The sequence below is a fragment of the Paenibacillus aceris genome (assembly GCF_017874035.1).
In the GTDB taxonomy this organism is placed as follows: Bacteria; Bacillota; Bacilli; order Paenibacillales; family NBRC-103111; genus Paenibacillus_E; species Paenibacillus_E aceris.
In genome coordinates, this window is sequence record NZ_JAGGKV010000013.1 from 43,109 (window position 1) to 68,865 (window position 25,757).

Annotated in this window: 23 protein-coding genes; 19 read left to right on the forward strand and 4 right to left on the reverse strand. The window is 48.3% G+C overall.

Annotation, left to right across the window (positions count from 1 at the left end; genetic code table 11):
• The first annotated feature begins 12 nt into the window (after nt 1-12).
• The 9 genes from J2Z65_RS21940 (at nt 13) to J2Z65_RS21980 (ending at nt 12,170) form a co-directional block, all read left to right on the forward strand.
• Entirely contained in the window at nt 13-1,098 is a 1,086-nt protein-coding gene (locus J2Z65_RS21940) for a Gfo/Idh/MocA family protein (RefSeq protein WP_167058279.1), read from the forward strand.
• Nucleotides 1,099-1,120: 22 nt separating this feature from the next.
• Complete coding sequence (locus tag J2Z65_RS21945; RefSeq protein WP_167058282.1) at nt 1,121-2,221, forward strand: Gfo/Idh/MocA family protein; 1,101 nt, start codon at nt 1,121-1,123, stop codon at nt 2,219-2,221.
• An 89-nt stretch (nt 2,222-2,310) separates the two neighbouring features.
• Nucleotides 2,311-3,897 (forward strand): response regulator, encoded by a 1,587-nt coding sequence (locus J2Z65_RS21950; protein ID WP_167058285.1) that lies wholly within the window; start codon nt 2,311-2,313, stop codon nt 3,895-3,897.
• Nucleotides 3,894-6,578, forward strand: coding sequence for a sensor histidine kinase (locus J2Z65_RS21955; RefSeq protein WP_193580921.1), 2,685 nt, complete (start codon nt 3,894-3,896; stop codon nt 6,576-6,578). Before J2Z65_RS21950 ends, J2Z65_RS21955 begins: the two co-directional genes overlap by 4 nt.
• A 129-nt stretch (nt 6,579-6,707) precedes the next feature.
• On the forward strand, nt 6,708-7,658 hold the full coding sequence (locus J2Z65_RS21960) for an ABC transporter permease (RefSeq protein ID WP_167058292.1): 951 nt from the start codon (nt 6,708-6,710) through the stop codon (nt 7,656-7,658).
• A gap of 16 nt (nt 7,659-7,674) precedes the next feature.
• Nucleotides 7,675-8,547: a carbohydrate ABC transporter permease gene (locus tag J2Z65_RS21965; protein ID WP_240159698.1), complete on the forward strand. Its 873-nt coding sequence runs from the start codon at nt 7,675-7,677 to the stop codon at nt 8,545-8,547.
• A 45-nt stretch (nt 8,548-8,592) separates the two neighbouring features.
• Complete coding sequence (locus J2Z65_RS21970) at nt 8,593-10,314, forward strand: type 2 periplasmic-binding domain-containing protein (RefSeq protein WP_167058298.1); 1,722 nt, start codon at nt 8,593-8,595, stop codon at nt 10,312-10,314.
• Between the two features lie 19 nt (nt 10,315-10,333).
• A complete protein-coding gene (locus tag J2Z65_RS21975; protein ID WP_167058301.1) occupies nt 10,334-11,671 on the forward strand; it encodes a sialidase family protein in 1,338 nt (445 codons plus the stop codon).
• Nucleotides 11,672-11,870: 199 nt separating this feature from the next.
• The gene (locus J2Z65_RS21980) at nt 11,871-12,170 is read left to right on the forward strand and encodes a DUF6509 family protein (RefSeq protein ID WP_167058304.1); all 300 of its coding nucleotides are present in this window, start codon (nt 11,871-11,873) and stop codon (nt 12,168-12,170) included.
• A 376-nt stretch (nt 12,171-12,546) separates the two neighbouring features.
• On the opposite strand, the gene J2Z65_RS21985 is transcribed toward J2Z65_RS21980, so the two are convergent.
• Nucleotides 12,547-13,683 carry a GGDEF domain-containing protein gene (locus J2Z65_RS21985; protein ID WP_167058307.1) on the reverse strand — a complete coding sequence of 379 codons (1,137 nt, stop codon included), beginning with the start codon at nt 13,681-13,683 and terminating at the stop codon, nt 12,547-12,549.
• 173 nt (nt 13,684-13,856) lie between these two features.
• On the opposite strand from J2Z65_RS21985, the gene J2Z65_RS21990 reads away from it, so the two are divergent.
• The 5 genes from J2Z65_RS21990 to J2Z65_RS22010 all read left to right on the forward strand — a co-directional run bounded on the left by J2Z65_RS21990 (nt 13,857) and on the right by J2Z65_RS22010 (nt 20,371).
• Nucleotides 13,857-15,026: a glycosyltransferase family 4 protein gene (locus J2Z65_RS21990; protein WP_167058310.1), complete on the forward strand. Its 1,170-nt coding sequence runs from the start codon at nt 13,857-13,859 to the stop codon at nt 15,024-15,026.
• A gap of 20 nt (nt 15,027-15,046) precedes the next feature.
• Complete coding sequence (locus J2Z65_RS21995; RefSeq protein WP_167058313.1) at nt 15,047-16,324, forward strand: metallophosphoesterase family protein; 1,278 nt, start codon at nt 15,047-15,049, stop codon at nt 16,322-16,324.
• Nucleotides 16,321-19,554: an AAA family ATPase gene (locus J2Z65_RS22000; protein ID WP_167058316.1), complete on the forward strand. Its 3,234-nt coding sequence runs from the start codon at nt 16,321-16,323 to the stop codon at nt 19,552-19,554. The genes J2Z65_RS21995 and J2Z65_RS22000 overlap by 4 nt, the downstream gene beginning before the upstream one ends.
• A 73-nt stretch (nt 19,555-19,627) precedes the next feature.
• Complete coding sequence (locus J2Z65_RS22005) at nt 19,628-19,912, forward strand: hypothetical protein (protein ID WP_167058319.1); 285 nt, start codon at nt 19,628-19,630, stop codon at nt 19,910-19,912.
• A gap of 30 nt (nt 19,913-19,942) precedes the next feature.
• Nucleotides 19,943-20,371 (forward strand): hypothetical protein, encoded by a 429-nt coding sequence (locus J2Z65_RS22010; protein WP_167058322.1) that lies wholly within the window; start codon nt 19,943-19,945, stop codon nt 20,369-20,371.
• Here J2Z65_RS22010 and J2Z65_RS22015 read toward each other — a convergent pair.
• A complete protein-coding gene (locus J2Z65_RS22015; protein WP_167058325.1) occupies nt 20,312-21,352 on the reverse strand; it encodes a YkvI family membrane protein in 1,041 nt (346 codons plus the stop codon). The genes J2Z65_RS22010 and J2Z65_RS22015 overlap by 60 nt on opposite strands.
• A gap of 142 nt (nt 21,353-21,494) precedes the next feature.
• Here J2Z65_RS22015 and J2Z65_RS22020 point away from each other — a divergent pair, with 142 nt between their 5' ends.
• Complete coding sequence (locus tag J2Z65_RS22020; protein ID WP_338111679.1) at nt 21,495-22,100, forward strand: DedA family protein; 606 nt, start codon at nt 21,495-21,497, stop codon at nt 22,098-22,100.
• A gap of 56 nt (nt 22,101-22,156) precedes the next feature.
• On the opposite strand, the gene J2Z65_RS22025 is transcribed toward J2Z65_RS22020, so the two are convergent.
• Nucleotides 22,157-22,879 (reverse strand): hypothetical protein, encoded by a 723-nt coding sequence (locus tag J2Z65_RS22025; protein WP_167058328.1) that lies wholly within the window; start codon nt 22,877-22,879, stop codon nt 22,157-22,159.
• Nucleotides 22,880-23,142: 263 nt separating this feature from the next.
• On the opposite strand from J2Z65_RS22025, the gene J2Z65_RS22030 reads away from it, so the two are divergent.
• Together J2Z65_RS22030 and J2Z65_RS22035 are read left to right on the forward strand one after the other, a co-directional pair.
• Nucleotides 23,143-23,712, forward strand: coding sequence for a xanthine phosphoribosyltransferase (locus J2Z65_RS22030; RefSeq protein ID WP_167058331.1), 570 nt, complete (start codon nt 23,143-23,145; stop codon nt 23,710-23,712).
• 80 nt (nt 23,713-23,792) lie between these two features.
• Entirely contained in the window at nt 23,793-24,119 is a 327-nt protein-coding gene (locus tag J2Z65_RS22035; RefSeq protein WP_079413697.1) for a hypothetical protein, read from the forward strand.
• 90 nt (nt 24,120-24,209) lie between these two features.
• Here J2Z65_RS22035 and J2Z65_RS22040 read toward each other — a convergent pair whose 3' ends face one another.
• The gene (locus J2Z65_RS22040) at nt 24,210-24,527 is read right to left on the reverse strand and encodes a hypothetical protein (RefSeq protein WP_167058334.1); all 318 of its coding nucleotides are present in this window, start codon (nt 24,525-24,527) and stop codon (nt 24,210-24,212) included.
• Nucleotides 24,528-24,671: 144 nt separating this feature from the next.
• Between J2Z65_RS22040 and J2Z65_RS22045 the strand changes: the two genes are divergently transcribed.
• Both J2Z65_RS22045 and J2Z65_RS22050 read left to right on the forward strand, forming a co-directional pair.
• Complete coding sequence (locus J2Z65_RS22045; RefSeq protein WP_167058337.1) at nt 24,672-24,935, forward strand: hypothetical protein; 264 nt, start codon at nt 24,672-24,674, stop codon at nt 24,933-24,935.
• On the forward strand, nt 24,922-25,719 hold the full coding sequence (locus J2Z65_RS22050) for an adenosylcobinamide amidohydrolase (RefSeq protein WP_167058340.1): 798 nt from the start codon (nt 24,922-24,924) through the stop codon (nt 25,717-25,719). The genes J2Z65_RS22045 and J2Z65_RS22050 overlap by 14 nt, the downstream gene beginning before the upstream one ends.
• Nucleotides 25,720-25,757 lie beyond the last annotated feature (38 nt).

Genomic DNA, 25,757 nt, shown 5'->3' on the forward strand with positions numbered 1-25,757 from the left:
GAGCTTAATGAGATGAAGAGCGTGCGTTTTGGGGTAGTGGGCAGTGGATATTTCGGCGGGGAGCTGGCCAGGACGTTAAATCGGCTTGAAGGCTCAAGCGTCGTTGCCGTTCATGGGGGCAGTCGAGCCGCGCTGTTGGCGGAGGAGCTGCATTGTGAAGCGATCGAAAGCCTGGAAAACTTGGTGCAGCGTGACGATATCGATGCGATTATCGTGGCATCCCCGAGCCATGCTCATAAAGAACCGGTCATGCTAGCAGCCAAACATGGCAAGCATGTGTTTTGTGAAAAACCGATTGCTCTTACATTGAGCGATTGTGAAGAGATGGTCAAGGCATGCAGGTCGGCGGGCGTTGTATTTATGGCGGGGCATATCATGCATTTTATGAACGGCGTCAACCAAGTCAAAGCTTGGATTGCCAGCGGCAAGATTGGCCGACCGCTCGTCTGCCATTCCGAACGGACCGGCTGGGAGGACAAGCAAGCCAGCGTCAGCTGGAAGAAAAACAATGCCACCTCAGGAGGGCATCTATTTCACCACATTCATGAGCTTGATTTCTTGCAAGCCATAATGGGACCGGCGGTTTCGGTTTGCATGGCAGGGGGCAACCTGGCGCATCAGGGAGAAGGCTTCGGTGATGAAGAAGACGTCCTGCTCCTGACATTAGTGTTCGCAGACGGTACGCTCGGTACGATGCAATACGGCTCGGGATTTCGTTGGGGCGAGCATTTCGTCAAGATCAACGGAACCGAAGGTGCGATCCTGCTAGATTTGAAGCAGTCGAAAGTTGAATTGAATCAAAACGGACGTATCATCAGCTGTCATCTAAACGACTCCGCCAAAGAAGATATGGAACGCGCGCGGTCCTATCAAAACGTCGACGGAGCAGTCGCTTACGGGACAGCCGCTTCCAGGATGCCGGGCTGGTTAGCTACTCTGATCGAGAAGGAAATGTCCGCTTTCCGGGATGCCGTAAATGGAATACCTGTAGGTGAAAGTGTGCAAATGCTGTTTGACGGGACGGCCGCCACAACGTCCATTGCCACCGCTGAAGCCGCTATGACCTCTCTCCGTGAGAAGAAGTGGATCAGCCTATAATGGAGCGAAGGAGCGGGATGCAATGACTTCATTGGGATTCGGCGTCATCGGATGCGGTAATTTCGGAGGCGAGTTCGCCAGAATTTTGAATCACCTGGAAGGAACGAGAACGGTTGCTGTTGTTGGAGGGGCGGACGATAGCGCCAAGCTGTTGTCGGAAGAGCTGCATTGTGCCACGGCTGCAAGTGTTCAAGAGCTGGTCGCACGCGATGATGTGGACGCCGTCATTGTGGCCAGTCCGAATCATCTTCACAAACAGCATGTCATTCTCGCGGCGCAGCATGGAAAGCACGTATTTTGTGAGAAGCCGATTGCTTTATCTTTGGCCGACTGCGAGGAAATGATTGCGGCTTGCCGGAGTGCCTCTGTCCACATGATGGCTGGACATATCCTTCATTTTATGAGCGGAGTGCAGCAAGTGAAGCGCTTGATCGAACATGGTGCCATTGGGAAACCAATCGTTTCTCACGCGGAACGAACAGGCTGGCAGGATAAACGAGCCGGCACCGGCTGGAAGCAGGATCCTGCAAAGACCGGAGGGTATTTATTTCATTTTATCCACGAGCTCGACCTTGTTCAAACACTTATTGGAAGAGCGGCATCTGTTGTCTTGGCGGGATCATGGATAGATCCGGCACTTCAAGCTTCCAGCAATCCGGATCATCTGCTGCTGACCATGGAATTCTCAAACGGAGCATTAGGCACGATGCAGTACGGCTCCGGATTTAGACAAGGAGGGCACTTTGTCAAAATCAACGGAACGGAAGGCGCTGTGTTGGTCAACTTTAAACGGTCCGAAATTGTCGTGAAAAGCGGCAATCAAATAGAATCGTTTGGCATCAATGGGAGGCCGGATGAAGATGCGGACCGTGTTAATGACTATAGGAAGGCAGAAGGGAAAGTTGTATTTACAAGCCCTCAAACCCGTCCGCCTCTTTTCTTAAGGAAGCCGATGGAAGCGGAAATGGCGTGTTTTCGCGATGCGATCGCAGGCAAGCCTGTGGATCCGGCGTATATCTCGCTTTTCGACGGGACGTCAGCCCGTTCTTCGATCGCAACCGCAGAGGCTGCTATGGTCTCGCTTGGGGAACAATCGTGGAAACGAGTAAGAACATATAAGTAAGTGATATGAAGGAGAACCGCATGTGCCTAAGCAGAAATGGCTTGTGCGGTTTTTCTATTAGTCGTACACAGTTAGACGGAGGTGGGTCCATGTATAAAGTTCTTATCGTGGATGATGAAAAAAACATCAGGGAGCGATTAGTCACCTTGTTTCCATGGAAGGAAGCGGGATTCCAAGTCATCGGTTCAGCCTGTGATGGCCGGGAAGCTCTTGAAAGCATTGAGCAGCATAACCCCCATGTGGTGTTGACGGATATCCGGATGCCGGAAATGAACGGTCTGGAGCTTGCCCAAACGGTCCAAGAAAAATATCCCAACATGAAAGTGCTTATCCTTTCAGCCTACGATGATTTCAAATATGCCCAAGATGCCATACGCTTCGGAGTAAAGGGCTATTTATTGAAGCCTGTGATGAAAGAAGAGATTATGGGGGTTATGCATGATTTGGCCATTGAGTTAAAGAAGGATGAAGACATAGCGGATGGCCAAAAGACGGGACTTCCGGACATACAGGAAGAAGCGATGCTCATCGACCTGGTCAAAGGGGAAAATGTACAGCAGTACGATGAACCATGGCTTCGGGATTATATGCGGGTCATCGTGTGTTCGTTCGGAAGATGGTTTGAAAAGGACTTAAGTTTATCGATTAGGCATTATATTGCCGAATGGACGATGGATTATTGGAAGGATAGCCAGACTCCAGTCTTATATTATGGCAACCAATTGGTTCTTTTTGCACACCATCCCCGGCCAATCAGCAAATATGATCTGAAAGACCAACTTGAACATTATTCTGATTTGCTCAAAGCGTCGCTCAGATCCGTCTTTGGGAAAGAATGCGTGCTGTCAATCAGTGTCGGCAATCTGATTAAGGATCCTAGCGAGATCCATTCTTCCTTTAATCAAGCCGTTTATGCATTGAGTTATCAATTTTATAATCATCAACATGCGATCTTTTTTTACCAGGAATTGTTGGATGGAGACATTGGCGAAAGTGCCAAAGAGAATGAGCAAGAACAATTGAGCATTGTCATGGACAGATTGATTCAATCCGTTCTTACCCGTGAAAATGATGATACCGCTTCCCGGCTCCGGGGCTTCTTTGATGCAGTGGAACAGGGGAAACGATTGAATATAGAAGAAATCAGAATTGCCTTTTCAGAGATCATTCTGTCGCTTTCTTTGAAAGCCAAAGAAAAAGGACTGGCGATGCCGACTCTGGATAAGAAGCAGGCACTTGCCTATATTTATGCCGCTCCATCCCTCGGAGATTTGAAAATATGGCTAAAACAAACGATCGAAAAGATATCAATCGCTCCTATCGAACAAAGAGATGAAAATCGTTACGTACATACAGCCAAGCAATACGTGCATAAGCACTACACTGAAAGGATTACGCTGGAGGATATGGCGGGGCAATTATTTATTCATCCGTCTTACTTCAGTTCGATTTTCAAAAAAGAAACCGGTCATAATTTTATTGATTATGTGAATGAAGTCAGGGTTCGCAAATCCGTAGAATTACTAAAGCACAAAGATTATAAGATCAAGGAAATTTCTGTGATGGTCGGCATTCATAATCATTCTTATTTCAATAAGGTGTTTAAGAAAGTGATGGGCGTCAAACCTCTTGTATTTCGGTCCAACCCTACTTGTAACCAAAGCGGAGGTTTATGATGTTTCGGAAAATGAGGGGATTCCAGAGGATTTCGTTTCGAAATTTTCTTATGCTGTTCTCTTTAAGCGCCATGCTTATTTTATTATTGCTGCTAAGCAGCGTTTTTTTTGTTAAGATCAAAAACTTCATTGAAGAAAAAAAGCAGTTTGTCATCAGTACCCGAATGAACCAGATTTCCTATGAGTTAAATACGAGCCTGGGCAACATGTACGCGATGGTCAATAATTTAACGACGAATGGGCGGATTGCCGACTATATGCAGCAAATGGGCGTGCCGAATACAAACGTCATCACGAAATACGAACTCTCCATGGATTTTGAAAAATATTTGTACAACATCCGGCAAGAAAATGAATTCATCGACTCCATCGTCGTCATTACATCCCAAAATCAGTTCAGTTCCGATCACACTTATTTGGACTTCGATCTTAACGGGATTCAAGTGAAAAGCGAGTTAGCAAAAGAACATCATTTGGTGCTCCAGGGGAAAGCCGCTGCAAGCATCATCCCGCCTTCTGATCCAGATCATCCAAAGGGAGTGTCGCGTGCGCTCGAAGAATTGAATAAACGAGTGTTTTTTGCCGCCAATCTGATAGGGAAAGACGGGGCCAATAACGGCGTTATTTTGATCCTATTGAACCCTCAGTATGTGAAGGACGCTGTACCTTACAACGAGAACATCATGTTGTTTGATGCAAACCGCAATTTGATTTTCCGAGGGGCTGAAGTGAATTTATCTGTTGGCGTGGAAGCTCATTCTACGACCATACCTTTTAATAATATGCAACTGGTCTACGTTGAGCGGATGGACTTTTATCAGCAGCAGCTCCTTTTCATGGCCAAATTAACGGCAGCGACTTGTCTGCTGGCTTTACTTGTTGCCTTCGTTTCTTCCAGGGTCATTTCAAGCAAAATCCTAAAGCCGGTTTATCAGGTCATCCAATTATTTAAGACGTATGAGTTTGCCAAAGACCGATGTTCGGATGAAAGGAAATTCGTGACGGACAAAGGCCGGTTCAATCTGCGAGACCGGTTTTTACTTTATTTTATCATCACAATATTACTGCCTCTTGTAGTCTATATGGTTATCTTTTACTGGAAATCCTCCAACATCGTGGTAGACGATTTAAAAAAGAGCCATTATTCATTATTTGCGAAAACAGCCAGTTATTTAGAACATGATATCAATCAAAAAGAAGTGCTGATGGCTCGAATTTCATTGGATACGGCCGTACAGCATGAGATCTTGGCAAAAGATATTAAAACGCTTGAAAAAGAGCTGCTTTATGAGAATCATGATTTAGGGCTGAATCGGGATGTCATTCGCATTTACGACCGATCCAACACGTTGATATTTTCAAATCGATATAAACAAACCGGAGAGCTGGACCTTGACTTTTACAATCAAATGAAAGGATCAGGAAGAAAAATAAGTTATCATTTGACCAAGGATGACTTCGGCAATGCTTCAATCGTCTTGGGAATGCCGATCATCTCGCTGGAGAAATATCCGGAAATTGTAGGCTACGTGACAGTCGAATTAGATAGTGGGTACCTTTCCAATCTGTATGGGGAATTCAAGCAAAACGGCAGTGAAATGTTTATCGTTGACAAAGACAGCCGGATTGTATCCCATCCTATTGCGGCACAAATCGGGAAAGTGCTAGATTCGCCAATTGGGTCCTACAGGGGGAATTATTACGACTTCGCTAAGGAGATAGGCGGTGTTTCATGGACATTTATATCCAGGTATAACGAATCGGACGTGGAAAACCAGGTTATCGACTTATTTTTAAGCAATTCGTATTTGTTCTTTCTTATTTTCCTTCTCATGCTGTTGTTTTCTTTCTATATGTCGCAGCGCATGCTCAAACCGCTCGGCAGACTGAATCATATGTTGAATGAATATGAGCTCGGGGAAAGCCACCGGATTGTTTTGGACCGTATTTCCGGCATTGACGAAGTGGATCTGCTCAGCCGTAATTTCAATCAAATGGTCAGACGAATCGATGATTTGGTCGTTGAAACGCTCGTTGCAGACAAAGAAAGAGTCAAGCTGGAATATGAGAAAAAAGAAATTCAATTGATCGCCTTGCAATCGCAAATCAACCCGCATTTTCTGTACAACACATTGGATAATCTCATTTATCTTGTCGAATCAAAAGAAGTGGACAGAGCCGTCGAAATGATCAATTCGCTCAGCAGACTATTTCGCTATATCACGAACCGGGAACAAATGAACCGAATGAAAGATGAAATCATGTATGCCAAAACCTATATACACATCATGTCCTGCAGGTACGATAACTTTCAATGTGTGTGGCTTATGGATGATGCGATCCTGGAATGCGGCGCCCTAAAGCTGATTCTGCAGCCGATTATCGAGAATGCCATACATCATGGAGCAAGGCAAACCAGAAAACAGGTAACCATTGAAATTTCCTGTATGCTGCAAGAGGGTACTATCCGTATTACCGTTACGGACAATGCGTTAGGCATGCGGCAGGAACAATTGTCGGAAGTTCGCGAGCAGCTTGCGGATCCCAGTGTGAAGAAGGCAGGCATTTATAATGTCCATGCACGGATCAAATTGCATTTCGGAGAGGCATATGGACTGGACATTGACAGCCAGTATGGAGAGGGTACGAGGGTGACCATCCAACTTCCGGCAAAATATTAAAAGCAGCCGAAACATATTGAGATTGTGGTACAAGATCTAAAGATCGTGTCACTAATCGAAGCTGCTTTTTTCTATAATCGAAATTGTAAGCGTTACCAAGATATCGTAGAAAGGAGAGGCAACTTAACCATGGAAATCACCCTTCAGCATGCTGACGCTCAGTCGGTACGCAAAAAAAATGAAATCTGGCTTAGAGCCAAGAAGATGAAGATGCTCTACCTCATGATGCTGCTTCCGATGATTTTGTTATTCGTTTTTCATTACATTCCTATCTATGGCATTGTGATCGCTTTCAAAAAGTTTTCGCCCGGCTTAGGTATCTGGAAAAGTCCATGGAACGATTTTGCGCATTTCAAAAGCTTGTTACACGACTCCCTTTTTATTCGAGCTCTTAAAAATACGCTGATTATCAGCGTGTTAAAGTTGGTCGTGGCTTTTCCGGCTCCCATCGTGCTGGCCGTGCTGTTAAACGAAGTCAAACATGTGTTGTTTAAAAAAGTGGCTCAGTCCGTTTCGTATTTGCCACATTTTATGTCTTGGGTCATCTTAGCGTCCATGGTGGGCGAGGTGCTTTCTCCTCAACGGGGGATCATCAATTATGTCATCCATTCGCTCGGGGGAACACCGATCAATTTTTTATCGGATACCCATTATTTTATTCCCATGCTGATCTTGACGGATGTATGGAAAGAGATCGGCTGGGGGGCAATCGTTTATTTGGCAGCTATTTCTTCGATTAATCCGGATCTTTATGAAGCAGCAGATGTAGACGGGGCGGGACGTTTCAAGAAGATGCTGCACATTACAATCCCGTCGCTCATTCCGATGATCGTGATCTTGTTTATTCTGGGCCTAGGCAATATTTTGAACGGGGGTTTCGATCAGATTCTAAACCTTTATAACCCGGTCGTTTATGAAGTCGCTGACATCATTGATACCTACGTATACCGGAAAGGTCTGGAACAGTTTCAATTGGATTATGCGACAGCGGTCGGTTTATTCAAAAATGTCGTGGGCGTGATTCTCATTTTGGGAGCGAATGCGATCATCCGCAAACGAAGTGAACATGGCATTTGGTAGGAAGGAGAAGCAGGGAATGCTCAAAACGCGATTATCCATTTTTGACACTTTAAATATGTTAGGCATTAGCTTATTTTCACTCGCAGTCCTATATCCGTTCTGGCAAACGTTCGTTCTGTCCTTCTCGGATGCGAATGGCGCCTCAACACTTGGCATTCATCTATGGCCGGAGCAATGGGTAACGGTTGCCTATCAGTTCGTTTTTAGCTATCAAAACATTACGTCCGCCTATCTGAATACGATCCTTCGAACCGTTATCGGTACGGCGCTCATCGTTTTTTTTACCTTACTGGTCGCTTATCCGTTATCCAAGAAAGATCTGCCTTTCCGTAACTACTTCACAGCCTTTTTCCTTATCGCCATGTTCTTCTCGGGGGGAATGATCCCCACCTACTTATTGATTAAAAATTTAGGTCTGCTTGATAACCGTCTTGCACTCATTTTACCCGGGGCGGTTAATGTGTTCTCGATTATCATTATGCGCAATTATTTGATGACGCTCGATAAAGCGATTGAGGAGTCGGCGTTGATGGATGGAGCCGGTTATTTCAAGATTTTGACCAAGATTATCGTCCCCTTGTCCAAACCGGTCATTGCGACAGTTGCGCTGTGGGCGGCGGTGGGGCACTGGAACGCATGGTTTGATGCAATGATCTATATTCGCGACCCTTCCAAAACGGTTCTGCAGATGATTGTCAGGCAAATGATCGTTGCTTTGGATTTGTCGCAGACACAATTCGGCGGCGGCGGGGCGACAAATACCAATTTATTGCTGAGCAATGTTCGTGCAGCGACGGTTATGATGTCGATTGGTCCGATCATTCTCATTTACCCGTTCGCGCAGAAATATTTCATCAAGGGCATTATGATCGGCTCTTTAAAAGGTTAGTAACAGTCGCGAACCGATAAGACAAATATAGGGGAGGCAGTTTATATGCAAATTCGATTCAAGGTTTTATATTCGGCGATGCTTGCCGGATCGCTAGTGATCGGATCGGTAGGGTGCAGTCAGCAAGAGGCATCCGGCGTCAGCTCAACAGGCCAGGCGCAAGGAGATACAGCTTCGGGGCTGCCTGCGCCGGGGGACTTCGCCAAGCAGCTTAATTTAAGGCTGACAGGATCTTTTACAAGAGGGAAGATTGAGGACGGGAACTGGGTACAGAAGAAATTGGAAGAAAAGTACAATATCAAGATCAGCAACGTGAAGGTGGATACGTTTAACAAAGACCAGGTGCAATTGCTGGTCGCATCTGGAGATTTGCCGGATACGTTTTCTTTTACGGTGCAGTCCCTGTCGGCGTTGGAATTTTACGAAAACGGCCTGACGAGAACGGTCCCGAAAGAGATGCTGAAGAAATACGCGCCCCGTTATTCCAAAATGCTGGATGAGAATGTGCCGGGCTGGGATATGAATATTGCGCCGGGCAAAAAAGACGAATATTTAGCTCTCGTCGGTTATCAGGGACATACCAAAAATTTAATATGGGCTCCAACCTTCCGGCTCGATTGGCTTGAGAAACTGGGGATTAAGCCGCCGGGCGACATTAAACCTATTGGCACAAGCGGAGGCCTGGAACGGATTTACTTCACGGATAAGGCATATACGCTGGAGCAGACGGAAGAAATCCTAAAGGCTTTCGCCCAGAAGGACCCGGACAGCAACGGGAAAAACGATACTTATGGCATGCTGCCGTTCAACAATTCGTTTACTGCCTGGGGAAGCACGCTGCTTGGGGCATACGGGGTAGCTAGCGGCTACAACCTGGAGGAGAACGGCAAACTGACTGCCGCTGAAATTTCCGATAAATACAAAGAGTTCTTGAAGATGATGGCGAGATGGAACAAAGAAGGCTTGATCGATCCAGAGTGGACGACGATCGACGTGAACAAGAGCTGGGAGAAATTCAAGCTCGGCAAAACCGGTTATTATCCGGCGCAGCCTGCTTATGTCGGTATGGACGCTTGGACGAAGGGACGTGCTCCGGCAAACATTGTAGAGAAGGACCCCGCCGTTAAATTACTCGTGACCGCACCCGAGATCGGCCCGAACGGGCAGCAAGGGGAAGGCGCCTTCACTCCAGTTAACAGGCTGGGCGATGCTTTCTACATTTCCAAGAAAGTGACGGATGAGCAGCTGGCGCGTATTCTGCAAATTTTCGATTATATCAACTTTGATGACGATTCCCGCTGGACACTTTACGGAGATATCGGTACCCATTCCACATGGCAGGGAACTCCGGAGAAATCGGAGATTAAAGTCAAGCCAGAGTACCCAGAGAACGAAGGGAATATGGGCTTCTGGGCATATAACTTCAGATCGTACGATGATAGACGGGCGTCCTATCAGACCTCCGAAGCAACGACCAAGTTGAAAAATGATTTCTTCGGCAAACCGGACGTGTTGAAGAAGATGGAAATCAGACCTTTCAAATGGGATTTGATGAACCAAACGAAATATGCCGATCTCAACAAACAATACAGCGGTCAACTGAATACGATCGTGAATGAATTCCGATTGAAAGCCATTGCCGGACAAGTCGATATCGATAAGGAATGGGATAAATATGTTCAGAATTATTTGAACAGCGGGGGAAAAGAAATTTTGGCCGAACTTGATAAGGCGCCGAAAGTCATCGATTTGCTCAATCAAAAATAAAAAATAGGATGTGTATCTCATGAAAAAAAGCGAAGCGATTTCTTTATTTTATCCGGGGTTAGCTGGATCGGCGACCTATCGAATCCCATCCATGATCACGACTTCAAGAGGAACAATTATTGCCGGCATCGATGCGCGTATAAGCAACAGCTTGGATAATCCCAATAAAATCAATACAGCAATAAGACGAAGTAGGGATAATGGAATGACATGGGATGATGTGCAGGAGCTTGTGTCCTATCCGGGAGAAGGACGGGACGGGGCGGCAGCGATCGACACCGCTCTGCTCGAGGACGAAGTGACAGGAACGATTTGGATGCTATTTTCACATACACCTGGGGGGATTGGCCTAAGGTCCTCCGAGATAGGAACGGGGTTTAGCGAGAACGCCGAAAGACTGCTATTTGACAGCAGTGGGAGCGCCTATCGACTGCTTCCGAACGGTCATGTGGCCAATAGCCAAGGAGAGATGACCCCTTTCACGGTTGATGAAGAAGGAAACGTTCATGTTGACGGGGGGACAAAGGGCAATATTTTTCTGAAAAAAGGGATAGACCCCGATGAAACGTTATTAGAAGCGAGAACATCTTTTTTGCAAATCATTAAAAGTGATGATGACGGTCTGACATGGTCGAGGCCGATCGAGTTAAATCCCGCGGTGAAAGAAGCCTGGATGGCATTTATTGGGGCAGGGCCCGGAAGAGGCATTCAGATCCAGCGTGGTGATTACAAAGGAAGGCTTGTCTTCCCGATTTATTTTTCGAATCACCATGGAAAAATGTCATGCGCTGTTATTTTCAGCGATGACCATGGGAAAAGCTGGCGCAGAGGTGCCTCTCCGAATGATGGAAGAACGTTCATCGGGCAAACGATGATGGCAGAGACATTAAGCGCGGAGGGTGCGGATTTGACCGAATCGCAGGTAATTGAACTTCCGGATGGCGGGCTGCGCGTTTATATGAGAAACCATGCCGGTCTGCATCGTACCGCTGTGGCAATGAGCATGGATGGCGGTGAGACCTGGAGTGATACGAAGTATGATCAGGTGTTATTGGACCCGGTTTGCCAATCTAGCGTAATCACTTATCCGGACATGGGAGACGGAAAAACAAGAGTTTTGTTTGCCAATCCAGCGGATCCCAACAAGCGGAGAAACGGGACGATCCGTTTGAGCGAAGACGGAGGAAGCACCTGGAAGTATGCCAAAGAGGTCGATGCCTATACGTTTTCGTATAGCTGTTTGACGGTCTTGGCTAATGGGGATATTGCACTGCTGTATGAAAGCGATTTTTCTGAAACCAAAGAGATGACCATCAAATTTACAACGTTTACACTGGACGGGCTCGCGTCATCCTGAGATCAGTCCTACGGGAATCATGAATGGTTTGTCTTAGCAGGTTGAAGGTAGGGAAAATAGGGCTATCCTCCATATTGAGATAAGGCACCGCAGGTTCCTTTTAATTAAAGGTGAATCTGCGGGCTTCTTTCTGCTGTTGTGTGCGATTCTTCCCAGAATCAGGTATACTATAGCCTGCAGATGAAAAAGGGGGGATACGATGTTTACGATTACGAGTTATACCGTTGAAGTGATCAAAGATCCGTTTGGCATTTTGAGCGGGCAGCGATACGAATTTCTCATAGATATCGAAGTCGAGGAAGATGATGAGTTATACTCCGAGAGCGGATTGTATATTCGCGCCATTTATAACGTGGACGAAGGCAAGTCAGGTCTGTTGAAATACGAGCTTTATGAGAAAACGACGCAAATTTACTTGGATTTTGATCTAGAGGATGATGAAGTCGCGGCAGTGGAAGCATTTTGCAAAGAGCATGTGCTGGAAGCGGACGACGAGTAGAACGAAGGGCTGTCTCGAAGGTCATGTATTGACCCGGGGGACAGCCCTTTCTTTGAGAATGAGGTTGGGGTGGGCGAAATGTACCCTGAATTTCATTCGGAGACGGCGAGTTTCCATGCATATCACAGGCAGGTAGGGGCACTACAATCCGCTATTTTGCCAAAAGGAGCCCAATGGGCGAGGGCAAGGGAACTGGGGTCCGCTATTTCCCATTCTGGACAGATAAGCGCCAGATTTAGCTGAATTAAGACCCTGTAGTTCCCCTTCAGCCCTCGAAATCTCGCATTTCGCCTGAATAAGGGAATGGAGTTCTCTTAAATCGGGTGGGGCGAGTATGCAGGTGCAGGTGCTTGATTAAACCATCAGGTTAGGCAGGCTAGGCATATTTGACGACCTTGTTTTTCCCGGTTGTTTTCGCTTTATACATAGCCTCATCCGCTTGCTTGATGAGTTCCTCGGCGCTTACGCCGTTTTTATATTTACTATACCCGATACTGGCGGTAACGATGGTTTCCTTTTCAATCCGGCTGCGAACGCGTTCCGCAAATGCATCCATTTTGACACTAGGGTCCGTGACCATAAGCACCATTTCTTCCCCGCCATAGCGGCCGGCTATGCCGCATTCCTCGACTTCTTCCTTCATGATTTGAGCCACTTGCTTCAGCACATCGTCGCCCATCTGATGACCCTTTGTATCATTCAATTTCTTGAAATTATCAATGTCACTGAACAAGATATACACGGGAAGATGTCTCCCGACGTACTGTGTGACACGATTATAGAAAAACTTGCGGTTGTACAAGCGGGTTAGCCCGTCCGTGATAGACGAATTGTAAATAGCCTGCATCAGTTCAACAACACGATCGAACAGTAAGGTAAATAATACGAAATAGAAGACAATGGGCAAAATATTACCCGCCACGGTTAGCCAAATCTGCGCATCGCCATACATATATACATTAATAAGATGACAGGATTGGATGAAAAAATAGATCGTAAGCGCTGATTGATATTTCACCTGTTGGCCGATATAGGGAGGAATCATGTAAAAGCAGAGGAAGATCAGCACAAAGACATACAGCTCAAGACCAATGTCCTGCAGCATCCGGACCTGCTGAATCGTTCCGTTATACATTTGCGGCACGCTAAAATGAAGAATAGAAACGACGAAACCCATGATAATTAAGCCATAGAAGAATATGTACTGTTTGCGGTGCGTGCGATTGTATAATTGATAGATCCCGAAGTTGAGGAGTACAAACGAGACAATTTTCAGCATAAGCAGCGAGTAAGCCGTTAAGCTCGTATTTAAAGCTGTGAGCAAGACGTATAACTTGAGCAGATAATGAATGCCAACGAAAACAAGCGAGAAGGTCATGGACATGTAGCCTTTTTTACGACGATCGAGAAATAATCGAAGAGAAATGACGAACATAAGTGTAACAATGACCAACACAATAGCATTCGATAATAATGAAGCTAAATCACCGAACAAGAGATCAACAGTGTTCATGCTTTCCCCCAAAAAAACCTATTTTTCGACAAGTAGTCACTCTATTATAAAGGAAAATGGAAAAGAGGGATAGAATCGATTCATAGGGCTCGATAGTTGTTCTCTTTTCTATTCGGCGCGCACAAGTTACAATAAGAAGGAAAGCTCAAGGCTTTGGGAGAGGGGCTCATGCAATGAACATCTTGCAAGCATTGTTTTTCCCCCCGGAACAACCGGGTGGGGTGTCATCCATGGTTCCCTATATATTGGACCGTTTTAATAAAAAGGGATGGGAAATGGAACTATTTTCGCTGCCTAAGCGGATTCGCAATAAGGGCACAGAGGAAGTGGAATTCGCCACTTTCGATTGGCGGAAGTATGCCGGAAACCCGATCGTTGATAAATACATTCAGACTTTCAAGGATTATGTATGGTGGACGAAGCTAAGATTGACCAAGAAATATGATATTATCCATGCGCATCATCCGATTGCAGCGCTGGCAATGAAGCAAATTTATCCGGCAACGCCGGTGATTCTGACCATTCACTCCAGTTTTGAGCGAGAGCTCGTTTTGAACGGACGGATACAGGAGAATGGCGTAGAGCATCAGTTCCTTACTCAGATCTATGGGGAGCTTGAATCAAAGGTCGATCAGATCATCACGGTGTCGAATTCGTTCAAGCAATACATTTCAGAGTTTGTGCAGGACAGCGAAAGGATCGGGGTCATCCCGAACGGATTTGATGAGAAGCGTTTCCGTCCGATTTCCCATGAAAACGCCGTGACACAATTTATTACGGTTTGTCGTCTGGTTCCTGCGAAAGGATTGGATACGCTGCTGATCGCTTGCGGAGAGCTGAAAAAGCGAGGTCATCCTTTCGTTTTACATATTATTGGGGATGGACCAAGCCGGGAACAACTGGAGAAATTGGCCATTGAACAAAATATTTATGAAGACACGATATTTTATGGCTACATGCTGCATCCAGAGGAATTCATGCCGTTCTTTGACGTTTTCGTACTGCCGTCTCGCGCGGAAGCATTCGGTTCCGTATTTGCTGAAGCCGCATTATGCTGGCTAGCTTTGATCGGTACCGATGTCGGAGGGATAGCCGAGCAAATTGAACACGGGCATAACGGTTTGCTCGTGCCTGTTGGCGATGCTATGGCGTTAAGCCACGCCTTGGAGAAAGTCGTCATTGATCCGACATTCCGCTACAATCTGGCGCGTACGGCGTGGGAGAAGGCTAAAAAGACCTATTCTTTGAATCGTGTGCTTAGGCAGCTGAAAAGTGTGTATGAGAGCTATCAAGCAGAGGAAAATACAACGGATGCTCAGGGAGAGCAGAACGAAAAAAGCTAAAGCAGGAAGGCGTTAGAGACATGAAACGACTGCGGTTTATGCATGCCGCCGACTTGCATCTGGATTCCCCGTTCAAGGGCATGTCGGCGCTGCCTGAACGAGTTCGTGAGCGAATGCGCGAATCGACGTTTGGCGCGCTCAAGGAGCTCGTGGCGGCAGCAATACAAGAGCAGGTGGATTTTGTTCTGATTAGCGGGGATGTTTACGATTTGTCGGATCGTTCCCTTCGCGCGCAAATTCGCTTTCAGAAAGCACTGGAGCTGTTAGCCGCGAAAGGGATCCCTACATTTATTATTCATGGAAATCATGACCCGGAGGATGGACGCGCCGCAAAGTTGGTTTGGCCGGCAGACGTCCATTTTTTTGCGTGCGATGAGGTGGAGACGCTGACGGTGGCAAAGCCGGATCGAGGCGTCATTGCCCAAATTCATGGGATATCGTATCGCAACTCAGCGGTTACGGATAATTTAGCCCTGCAATTTAAGGCAGGTTATGAAGATGCGGCTCAAATCGCGCTTTTACATACGAATGTCGATGGTGACCCTGCTCATGATAATTATGCGCCATGCAGCAAGCAAGATTTGCTGAAGGCGGGTATGCATTATTGGGCATTAGGCCATGTACATACAAGAAATGTGCTTCATGAGCAGCCTGCTATTGTATACCCGGGGAACCTGCAAGGAAGGAATATCCGGGAAACAGGGCCGCGAGGTTGTTATATCGTAGAGATGTCGGAAGATGGACGAGCTGATCTCGTCTTCCGTTCACTAGATCAAGTTCGTTGGTTTCAACAGCGGCTCTCCGTTACGGGCATTCTGACGGAGCAGGAATTAAAAGACAAGATAGACGAACTGCTGGAGAAGATGAGGACTGAGGCAGACGGGCGTGACGCAGTTGTCCGAATTATTCTGGAAGGACGCGGCGCGGTATCCGCCCTGCTCCGCAAAGGGCGTCTGCTTCAAGAGCTGACGGCTGAACTGCGTTTGGACGAAGCGGAGAGAAGCCGCTTCGTCTGGGTGGAGTCGATTGAGGACCGAACGGCAAGCATGCTCGATCTGGAGGCACTGCAGCAGGAGAAGAGCTTCCTCGGCGATCTCCTGCGGATTTCGGCAGCGCTGCGCACCGATGAGGCCGCGCTGCAAGAATTCGCCGGCGAAGCGCTCGCCGCGCTGCAAAGCTTGCCGCAGGCAGCGGGAAACCCGGCTGCGGCTGATCCCGAGCGGCTGCGCGAATGGCTGCGCGCTGCAGAAGAGCTGGCCGCGGACTTGCTGTCCGCGGATGGGGGGTGGCCTGGATGAAGATCGTATCCATCCAGGTGGAGGGTTTCGGCAGCCTGCGCCAGCGGCAGCTCGACACCGACACCCCGTTGGCGCTCTTCTATGGCGCCAATGAAGCGGGCAAGAGCACGCTCATGGGCTTCATCCGCGCGGTGCTGTTCGGCTTTCCGACCCGTCAGAACCGGTCGGAACGCTACGAGCCGCTGGGCGGCGGCGCCCATGGAGGCGCCCTGACCCTGCAGGACGAGCAGGGTCAATTGATTCGCGTCGAGCGCTATGACGCGCCCGCCGCAGGCGGCAGACGAGCCTCTGCGGGGCTCGTTAAGGTTACCCTCGGTGATGGCACCACCGGGGGCGAGGAGCTGCTGAACACGCTGCTGGGCGGCCTGTCGGCCGACCTCTTCCGCAGCTTGTTCGCTTTTGGGCTAACCGAGCTGCAGGAGCTCCGCACCCTGCAGACGGATGAGCTCAGCGGCTACTTATATAGCGCTGGGCTTGGGGTAAGCGGCTCGGCCATTATGGAGGCCGAGCGCAAACTGGCGGCGCAGGCCGAAAGCCTGTATAGACCCCGCGGACGCAATCAGGAGATGAACCGTCTCCTGAAGGAGCTGGAGGGGCTGGAGCAGTCGCTGCGCCGCAGCCGTGACTTGGCAGCCGATTATGACCGGCTGCAGGGAGAGCGCCGCGCCGCGGAGGCGCGCATTGCTGCACTGGAGGAGCAGCAGGAGGCGCTGCGCGCGGAGCAGCTTCGGCTCAGCCTGGCCGGCAAGGCGCGCAGCGGATGGATCCGGCTGCGTCAGATCGGCCAGGAGCTGGCGGCGCTGCCGGAGCTAGCTAGCTTCCCCGAGCACGCCTCGGCGAGGCTGGACGCGCTTGAGGCGGAGCTGGAGCGCCTCCATGGAGAGCGCACGAGGCTTCGGCTGCGGCAGCAAGATTTGGCGGATCAGCTGAGCGCCATCCGCATCCAGCCTGATGTGCTAGCGCATCAGACGGAGTTGAATCATTGGCTGGAGCAAGCAGCCACCTATGAAGAGCAGAAGCGCGGTTTGGCCGGGCTGCGCGTGGAACAGGAGCATCAGCGCGCGCAGATCGACAGGCTGCTTAAACAAATAGATGCTCACGACGGGACGGGGTTGGATGTCGGCGCTTTTGCGGTGTCGATCCCTCTTCGCGAGCAAGTACGATGGTACAAGGAACAGTTCCAGAAGCGACGTGGGGATGAACTGCGTGTTCGAACAGAGCTGGAAAGTCTGGAGCAGCAGCTCATTCGCGCGGAAGACGGCATTCGCATGCTGGAGGCCGATGTCCGGTTAGCTCCTTCGCTTCCGGGAGGGCTCGATCCCTCGGCGACGCTGCAGAGAATCGCAAGAGATTACGCGGGATGGCAGCTTCTGGTGAAGGAAGTGCAATATCACAAAGAGCGTGAAGCCGTACAAAGCCAGTTCAAGCTTAGCTTGGAGGAGGCCGCCAAAGCAGGCAAAGCCGCCTCTCGTAAGCTTCGTGGGCGTATGGCTGCTCTCATCGCAGGGCTTGCGGTAATCGTCTCCGTTCTGTTGGGCTGGCAAGGGAACTGGACGCTAGCGGTTTGTGCGTTCCTGCTTTTTGCCGGGGCGGCATGCTACGTCCGGTTTGGGGAGCGGGCAACTTCGGACAACAGATCATCCCGCGCCATGGTTTCGTCACCTGCTGAGGAGACGTCTCTTGGCCAAGCGGCTGCGGCTCGGGAGCTTAGAGAGCTGGAGCGTCGCTTACAAGAACAAATCCAAGCATATATGAAAACAATGCAGGTACAAAATGGCTTTAGCGAAGCTGCGGCTACATCCGCCTTCAACCCCTCGCAGCAGGTGAGTACCGCTGATATGCTCCCACTTCACAATTTCCAGCCACAGTTGGATGTGTGGATGAGAGAAGTGGAGCAAAACAAACAACAGCTCAGCCAGCAGCTTCGGAAAGTAGAGAAACTGCAGGATGCTAAGGAGATGCGGCAGTCCTTACAGCACCAAGAAGGACAGCGAGTGGCTGTGTATGAACAGCTTGCAGCCGAGCTGGAGCAGCTGCAGGGCGATTGGAGCGATTGGCTAATATCGCTCGGCTTAAACGGACGATTATCACCTGATGCTGCTATGGAAACGATTCAAATGATCGAGCAGGGGCAGGACAATCTTCGGCAACTCCATAAATTAGAAGCGAAGCTGTCGTCATTATTAACAAACGTGGAACAGTACGAGGAAGCAGTCGTTTTGCGGCTGCAGCTTTCCACGGGACAAGAGCCTCTATTTGCGCTTAAACGTTGGAAAGAGCAGGAACAGGAGCAGCTGAAGCTGCTTGCTGAGCAGAAGCATGGCCAAGCGCTTTATGCGGAAGTTGAACAAGAGCTGCAGCTTCTCGTCGATGCCGAGCAGCGCACAAGTGAGCGACTCGCCTGTTTGCTGCAGGAAGCTTCTGCACAGGATGGCGAAGCGCTGCGCCTTCAAGAGAGGGGACAAGAAGAGCGCAAGAAGCTTACTGAAGAACAAAAGCTGTTGGAGTCGTCACTGGAGGCTCTGTTAGGCCGTTCTTCACTTGCCAGTTATACGCAGCTATTGGAGACACAAGGAGAAGCGGCTGTGGCTTACCGTTTGGAGACGCTTGAGCGGGAGCTTGCGGATGCCGCAAGCCAAACGAATGAGCTTCGCGAAGCGGCCGGTAAGCTTACAGCGCATATCGAGCAGATGGAGCAAGGCTCCGAGCACGCCGATGGCCTGCTTCAGGCCGAAGCTTACAGGGCTTCGATCCGGGGGCAAGCAGATCAATATGCGGTAGCTTCCTTTGCTTCCCTCCTATTGAAGAAAGCCCGTGAGGTTTATGAGCAGGAGCGTCAGCCCGGTGTGCTTTTGCGCGCCTCCGATTATTTGGCTAAGATGACCAATGGAGCTTTCACGAATGTCAAAGCGCCGTTCGGGGAGCAACGTCTTGTTGCGATTAGATCAAACGGGCAGTCGATGGACACGGGGCAACTTAGTCGGGGTACTGCGGAGCAGCTCTATTTATCCATGCGCTTCGCGCTTGTGGAAGAATACGCAGGTAGAGCTGTGCTGCCGCTCGTCATGGATGATATTCTCGTTAATTTCGACGAGGAACGGATGGAGAGCTGTTTGCGAGTTCTAGCGGACTTGAGCAGCAGGCACCAAGTGTTGTTGTTCACATGTCATGGACATGTGCGGGATGCGGCGGCACGCATCCTACCCGATCATCGATTAATAAACTTGTGAAATCGTTGTCCTCTAAGGCATGGGAAGCGGTAAATGATCATATACGTTGAAGAAAAAAGCTGGAGGAATCAAAGTGGAGCCAGGAAGCGAGAAGAAGAAAGAGCATCGGGAAATTACTTACCAGGTCGGTTGGAAAAAAGGGAAGATCGAATGGAATGAAGGGGCTTCGGAAGCATTATCGGTTAAATCTCTGAAGCAGGTGGAAAGTCTGGAAGATGATGGCGATAGACAGCTTCAACTTCTCTGGCGGCCGGCAATGAAGCTTCCAGACTGGATGCTGTTCCCTCTGCTTTATGCGCTTCCTGTTCTTTGCTTCGGTTTAACGCTTATTCTCATTTATGGGCTGCGGCACGGATAGCCGACCGTTTAGGAAAGGGAGGATTCAGGCATGAATATGCTATTAGCGATCATCGGCGGCCTTTTGGGCTTATTTGTAACCGGTGCTGCGCTTTATACGGCTTGGATGGTTCATCAGCTTTGGCGTCAGCAGGCTTCTGCACCAACAGCTTTAAGCCAAGTGGAGATCGCGGTGAAATATTTTTCACGGTGGACGGTGATGGATTATGCGGTGATCGGACTGTTTATCATTGGACTTTTGCTGCTGTTGGCTGAGCTGTCTGCGATCATGCGCGATCAAACGGCGGCGGCCAATTTTCATTTTTCCTACTTGCTCACTGGCCTTATTTTATGCGCAATGGGTATGCTTTTATTGATTGCCCGTTTGGTTGTGGTTCTTGGCTTTGCCCAAACCGGTGCTTTACACCGCACGGTTGCGATTGCGCCAGATCATCAGCACAAGCCAGACCACGCTAATTAAGCCGAATACCGGGTACAGGGCGGCAAGCAGCGTTTTAAAACCAATTTGACTGACCAAATAGCTAAAACCTAGGATGCTGATCAGCAATAGCTTAGGGTTAAGTTTCGTGCGTTGCTGCAATTGCAATGACAAGCCATACGCGTCAGCAATAAACGTCGTGAATATCTCTCCGTAAATAACGAGCAAATATGCGATTTGCGGTACAGAGCCCAGCCGGTTAATGATATTTCCCATAGGAATTTCATACTGAGCAATGCCGGGCATTTGCGCCGAAAGCGCATAGTGGGCCGAGAGGAGCAGAAGTCCGATGCCTGCCCCGCCGATGAGTCCGCCCCAGTAAAGATCCGATCGTTTCTTAATGGAAGCTCCCATAGGGACAAGGACGGCTTGCGCCATGGCCAAATTGAAGGCCGTATAGAGGAATGGGGCGAACCATATTTTACCGAGTGAATCATCGGATGTGATCCGCAACCAATTACCCGAAGACGGAGAATGCCACGTATAAACGACGATCACCACACTAAAAAGCAGCATGATGGGAACAACGATCGAATTGACCGTCATAATGGCCCCGATTCCTCGGGATAGTACGATATAGGAAAGGACTAAGGTGACCAAAAGACCTGTTTGATACGATAGATGAAGCTGTTCCTCAAAAACAGTGCCGCCGCCGGCAAGCATGACAGTTGTAATTCCGAACAGGACGAGCATGGTAAACAAGCTGATCCAATTCCCTATTTTCGGGCCAAAAATAACACGGTTCAAATCCTCGTAAGAGGAGGCTTTCAATTCATGAGCCATCAGCATGAGTTTTATGCCAATCCATATGAACAGAACGCTGGATAAAGCGATAGTCAATGAAGCAATCCACCCATAGCGTGTAAAAAATTGCAAAATCTCTTGTCCGGAAGCAAAACCTGCTCCAACGACAGTTCCAATATAGGTAAAGGCAATTCGGACGATCTGTGACCCTGTTCGCATGGATTGCCCCGCTTTCTTTCGTTTGGTATAGTACAAGGTATGTTCGTGAAGACCGTAGCATGACTTTAACTTGGGGTAAGCCATCGTTTTTGGTAAAATGGACATGAATTGGAAGATGAAAGAATGTGGGAGTGGGTCTTTTGTGAAGGAAGCTCTTTATGATTTTATTGGGCATTATGGTTATATCGCACTCTACCTTTTGTTATCTGCCGGCATTGTTGGCGTACCGATCCCTGATGAAACCTTGATGGCTTTTGTCGGCTCTCTGACCGCACCTGGCGGTCCATTCGAGTATGCGCCTACATTGATGGTGATCTATGCCGGTACAATGACGGGAATGATTGTGAGTTATCTCATTGGTCATCGGGTGGGCAAGCCATTCCTGCACCGTTATGGGAAATGGATTAAATTGACACCTGGCCGGATTGAAAGAGCGGAAGGCTGGTTTCATAAATATGGACTTTGGACTGTGTTCTTCGGGTATTTTGTGCCGGGGGTTCGCCATTTTACGTGCTATTTGTCTGGGGTAAGCGGAGTTAAGTTTTACAAATACATGCTTTATGCAGGGACAGGGGCACTGCTGTGGTGTACGACTTTTCTCACCTTGGGGCATTTTATCGGCAGTAATTTGGACGGGTTGTTCCAGTTGATACATAAATATTTGGGTGTCAGTCTCATCGTTATCGTCGTTGTAGCTGCGGTCGTGATCGCGATTTATTTCCGGTTCCGGAAAAGAAGAGTGGTCTAATCACAAATAAAGACCATGCGTGTCATCCTTACGGAGACGGCATGGTCTTTGGTTTATTAACGATCTGCGAAAAGCTTAATGGACTGAATCGTGTTTTCGCTCGGATCTATATCGATCTTCAACAGTGTACCTTGTGACTTGTATGAAAGCACGTATTTGGTATTTGAATTCGGTTTGCCAAGAATAGCAACGGCATCTTCCGCTTTCTGGCCAAGGTGGAGTCCGCGAAGTCCGGGATCAATCTCGGTGGAGTGCACATCAACGAACTCAAGGGCATCCTTGGCGTTGAAGCCAACGGAAAAATCACCGAAGTCATAGACTTGAACGGCATCGTCGTCTTCATCCATGACGAATTGTTTCTTTGCTTTGCCGAATCGGTCCAGTACCAATTTCTTGCTCGTTCCCAGCTTCAAACCCATAAGGGTCGGATTCTCCAACTGATAGGCATCCTCGTCTTTAACCTTCGGTTTTGACGTCGGTTTTGCGCTTGCAGAGGTTTGAGGCAGATCCGACAAATCCGTTTTGTTCGTGTTCGCAACTTGCGCTTCGTGTTTGGCGATCGTGTCTTCCGGTGTTGGCGAAGCCGTCGGAGTTACCACAACAAGCGCTGGAGGTGTGCTGACCGGGGATGTGCTGTGATTCTGCACATACACCGATGGATCTATAGTAGGCTGAGCGGAAGGAGCAGATGAATCTTGGCATCCAGCTACGATAAGCGAAGCAAATGCAACGGGCACAAAGCCAAGCCAAATCGGTCTCATAGCATTGTTCATCATCATCTATCCTTTCTGCCGAATATTTATCGTAAAAAAACAACATTACTAATCATACTGCGTTCTGGCTGTCAATCTCAATGGATCTAGCAGCCTAAATGTGAGCATTTATAAACAAATATGAAAAGTTGAACCCTATATGAATATAGACACCTATTAGGCGATAAAAGTTTCACTTCAATGAGCGATATTCGTAAATTGGGACTTGAAACCTACTTCATCAATATGGTAACTTACTCATAATAGACAGGATTAAGGGGGCCAGTTACATGGAATTGTTAAAACAGCGGATCCAAGAGGTCGGTGTCGTTGTATCGGATAAAGTACTTAAGCTGGATGCCATTCTTAATCATCAAGTGGATCCGGTTCTGACCATGGAGATGGGTCGGGAATTTGCAAGATTGTTTAGAGAAACGAAGCCGGATAAGGTCTTAACCGTGGAATCGTCCGGGATTCCAATCGCGTTTACAACAGCTTTGCATCTTGAGATACCGATGATTTTTGCACGCCGCAAAAAGACATTGACGATGGATCAAGATACGTATAGCGAACGTGTACCGTCCTTTACCAAAGGAATTGTAACGGACATTATGGTTTCCTCGCATTTACTGCACAAAGGGGAGCGCGTTTTGCTCATCGATGATTTTATTGCGAATGGAGACGCGGCACGCGGCTTAATTCGGATTATCGAGAAAGCGGAGGCTGAATTGGTCGGTGTCGGTATTGCCGTGGAGAAATCGTTCCAGTCAGGCGGAAGTTCGATTAGAGATCGCGGCATTCGTGTGGAATCGCTAGCTCGGATTTCCTCGCTAGCCAACGGTCAAATCACTTTTGACTGATTTTACATCTGGTTGATGACTTCCCTGAAACCCAATTATCCATTATAATGGTTACAAGGTAAGAGAGGAGGCTGACATCTATGGGTATCGAAAATGGTTCCATTGAATATTTCATGACTAAGCTTGGGGAAGCCAAAACACATTTTGAACGCGCACTTGATTGTAAGCATACAGAATTTGATGATCTATATCCGTATATGATCGAACATCCTCAATTTTTCTGGTACAAACGCTATGTGGCCTGGTCTGAGTTGTTAACGATCGTGAAGCTCTGCACAGAGTTGACCATTGAATGGGAGCAGCAATTTTCCGCGGCGCAAGTGGAATATATTCAGAAACGTGTAATGTCAAGCAAAGTCCTTGATTTCTGGTTTGAGACGAATGATTCAAAGGAACATGTAAGCTAAAAGCCAGTCCCATAATCAAGAGGCCAATGGATCCATGATGGATGCGTTGGCCTTTTTACTTTCCATATAGGGTGCACAAAGGAATGGGGATTAGACGCCATTCTGAAGAATATTCATGCTTTCAATATGCCTTCTTGTTTGTTCATTGCCTAATCGATGCAAGGTTCGGTAAACCTCGGTTAAATAGTAATCATATTCTTGATTGGTCTCATTGGAATAATAAACTTTCCAAGGAAGCCAGGAGGTCGCATAGCTGCCTTGAGAAGTGTTGTCGGTTTCCTCAAAGAGCTCCTGCAGCTGATCAAATTCCTCGTCCGTCGCGGATATTTCAAATTCATAATTTAGAGCAGTGCTATCTTCAAGAACTTCGCCCGTGCCGACGTTAACGTAGTATGTTTTTTTGTCCAATATCAAAACCCCCATGGCTAAGATGGCGTTATTTGCTTCGTCATGTTTAAGTTAACCCGAGTCTAGCGGATTTATGTAAGTTTCAACTAGTCAGGAATTGGTGTATGCTAAAGGTGTTAAATCGGATGTTTGGAGGTAAAATGAATGATAACGGAAGATCAATTGGATCTTTATCGCGTTGAGAGCACTTTGCTCCGCGTTATTCGAGATGTCAGTCCTAGGAACGATGTTCGTGGGATTGTTGTTGCTTGGGATGATGCGAGCGTTTTAATCCGCAAAAAAAATCGCAGGGTCGTCAAACTTTCCCGCAGTTATGTATATCAGCCCTACGAGGCTGAAAGGCCCCCGGAATATATGCTTCCGCAAGAACCTATCGAGCCGGACGATGCTTCCGATGAATCTGAATAAACAAGGAGCAGGTGAACCTGCTCCTACTGCCCGTCAGAAGGTGAGAGGGATTCCAATCAGCGGAGTTCAGATGGATTTGGTAAATTCCGCGCATGGCAGTTATGTACGAATTCGCAGCGACGGTCCGTTGCGGACGTTGAATTCTTCGCCATGGGGCGGAGGATTCGGGATACATAAAGCGCTGATGAATCGGCAGGTAGACAAGCATTACAATGAAGCTGATCCGCTTGTTGAGATGGACGCTTTCATTGTTCGCGAAGGGTTGAATCCGCGGGAAACAGCCGGTATGCTTACCGCGGCTAAGGTGAAAGATGTCGGTTACAGCACCTTAACCTGGCTGGGAGATACTGTTCGGGATCTAAGTTGTAATAGCGCGGTCCAGAGCGAAGAGAACGGGCCGGACCGGCTTCATGTTTGCGCATGGGTCACGGTAGGTCTCGGGAACAAGGCCAGAGCTGGCGCTGAGCTGCCCGCTGCATCGCTTTATCCCGGCACGATTAACACAATCATCGTCATTAATGGACAATTAACCGATGCTGCGATGGTCAACGCGGTTATCACGGCCACAGAGGCGAAGACAGCTGCGCTTCAGGAGTTAGGCGTTGAAGTCGATGGGGAGCCGGCAACTGGAACGACAACGGATGCCGTGCTTATCGCTGCCACATGCCGTGGCCCCGTGTACAGCTATGCCGGTACTGCCACAGCGCTGGGGTACATGATTGGAAGAACCGTATACGAAGCCATAATGGCATCGGGACAATTGTATGAGAAAACGCCCTACTGATCCGTAAGGATGCTGCAGGGCGTCTTTTTGTCAATCTT

Excerpts from the sequence above, each read along its gene's own strand:
- J2Z65_RS21940 (WP_167058279.1), top strand. The coding sequence starts at position 13 with ATGAAGAGCGTGCGTTTTGGGGTAGTGGGCAGTGGATATTTCGGCGGG.
- J2Z65_RS21945 (WP_167058282.1), top strand. The coding sequence starts at position 1,121 with ATGACTTCATTGGGATTCGGCGTCATCGGATGCGGTAATTTCGGAGGC.
- J2Z65_RS21950 (WP_167058285.1), top strand. The coding sequence starts at position 2,311 with ATGTATAAAGTTCTTATCGTGGATGATGAAAAAAACATCAGGGAGCGA.
- J2Z65_RS21955 (WP_193580921.1), top strand. The coding sequence starts at position 3,894 with ATGATGTTTCGGAAAATGAGGGGATTCCAGAGGATTTCGTTTCGAAAT.
- J2Z65_RS21960 (WP_167058292.1), top strand. The coding sequence starts at position 6,708 with ATGGAAATCACCCTTCAGCATGCTGACGCTCAGTCGGTACGCAAAAAA.
- J2Z65_RS21965 (WP_240159698.1), top strand. The coding sequence starts at position 7,675 with ATGCTCAAAACGCGATTATCCATTTTTGACACTTTAAATATGTTAGGC.
- J2Z65_RS21970 (WP_167058298.1), top strand. The coding sequence starts at position 8,593 with ATGCAAATTCGATTCAAGGTTTTATATTCGGCGATGCTTGCCGGATCG.
- J2Z65_RS21975 (WP_167058301.1), top strand. The coding sequence starts at position 10,334 with ATGAAAAAAAGCGAAGCGATTTCTTTATTTTATCCGGGGTTAGCTGGA.
- J2Z65_RS21980 (WP_167058304.1), top strand. The coding sequence starts at position 11,871 with ATGTTTACGATTACGAGTTATACCGTTGAAGTGATCAAAGATCCGTTT.
- J2Z65_RS21985 (WP_167058307.1), bottom strand. The coding sequence starts at position 13,683 with ATGAACACTGTTGATCTCTTGTTCGGTGATTTAGCTTCATTATTATCG.
- J2Z65_RS21990 (WP_167058310.1), top strand. The coding sequence starts at position 13,857 with ATGAACATCTTGCAAGCATTGTTTTTCCCCCCGGAACAACCGGGTGGG.
- J2Z65_RS21995 (WP_167058313.1), top strand. The coding sequence starts at position 15,047 with ATGAAACGACTGCGGTTTATGCATGCCGCCGACTTGCATCTGGATTCC.
- J2Z65_RS22000 (WP_167058316.1), top strand. The coding sequence starts at position 16,321 with ATGAAGATCGTATCCATCCAGGTGGAGGGTTTCGGCAGCCTGCGCCAG.
- J2Z65_RS22010 (WP_167058322.1), top strand. The coding sequence starts at position 19,943 with ATGAATATGCTATTAGCGATCATCGGCGGCCTTTTGGGCTTATTTGTA.
- J2Z65_RS22015 (WP_167058325.1), bottom strand. The coding sequence starts at position 21,352 with ATGCGAACAGGGTCACAGATCGTCCGAATTGCCTTTACCTATATTGGA.
- J2Z65_RS22025 (WP_167058328.1), bottom strand. The coding sequence starts at position 22,879 with ATGATGATGAACAATGCTATGAGACCGATTTGGCTTGGCTTTGTGCCC.
- J2Z65_RS22030 (WP_167058331.1), top strand. The coding sequence starts at position 23,143 with ATGGAATTGTTAAAACAGCGGATCCAAGAGGTCGGTGTCGTTGTATCG.
- J2Z65_RS22035 (WP_079413697.1), top strand. The coding sequence starts at position 23,793 with ATGGGTATCGAAAATGGTTCCATTGAATATTTCATGACTAAGCTTGGG.
- J2Z65_RS22045 (WP_167058337.1), top strand. The coding sequence starts at position 24,672 with ATGATAACGGAAGATCAATTGGATCTTTATCGCGTTGAGAGCACTTTG.
- J2Z65_RS22050 (WP_167058340.1), top strand. The coding sequence starts at position 24,922 with ATGAATCTGAATAAACAAGGAGCAGGTGAACCTGCTCCTACTGCCCGT.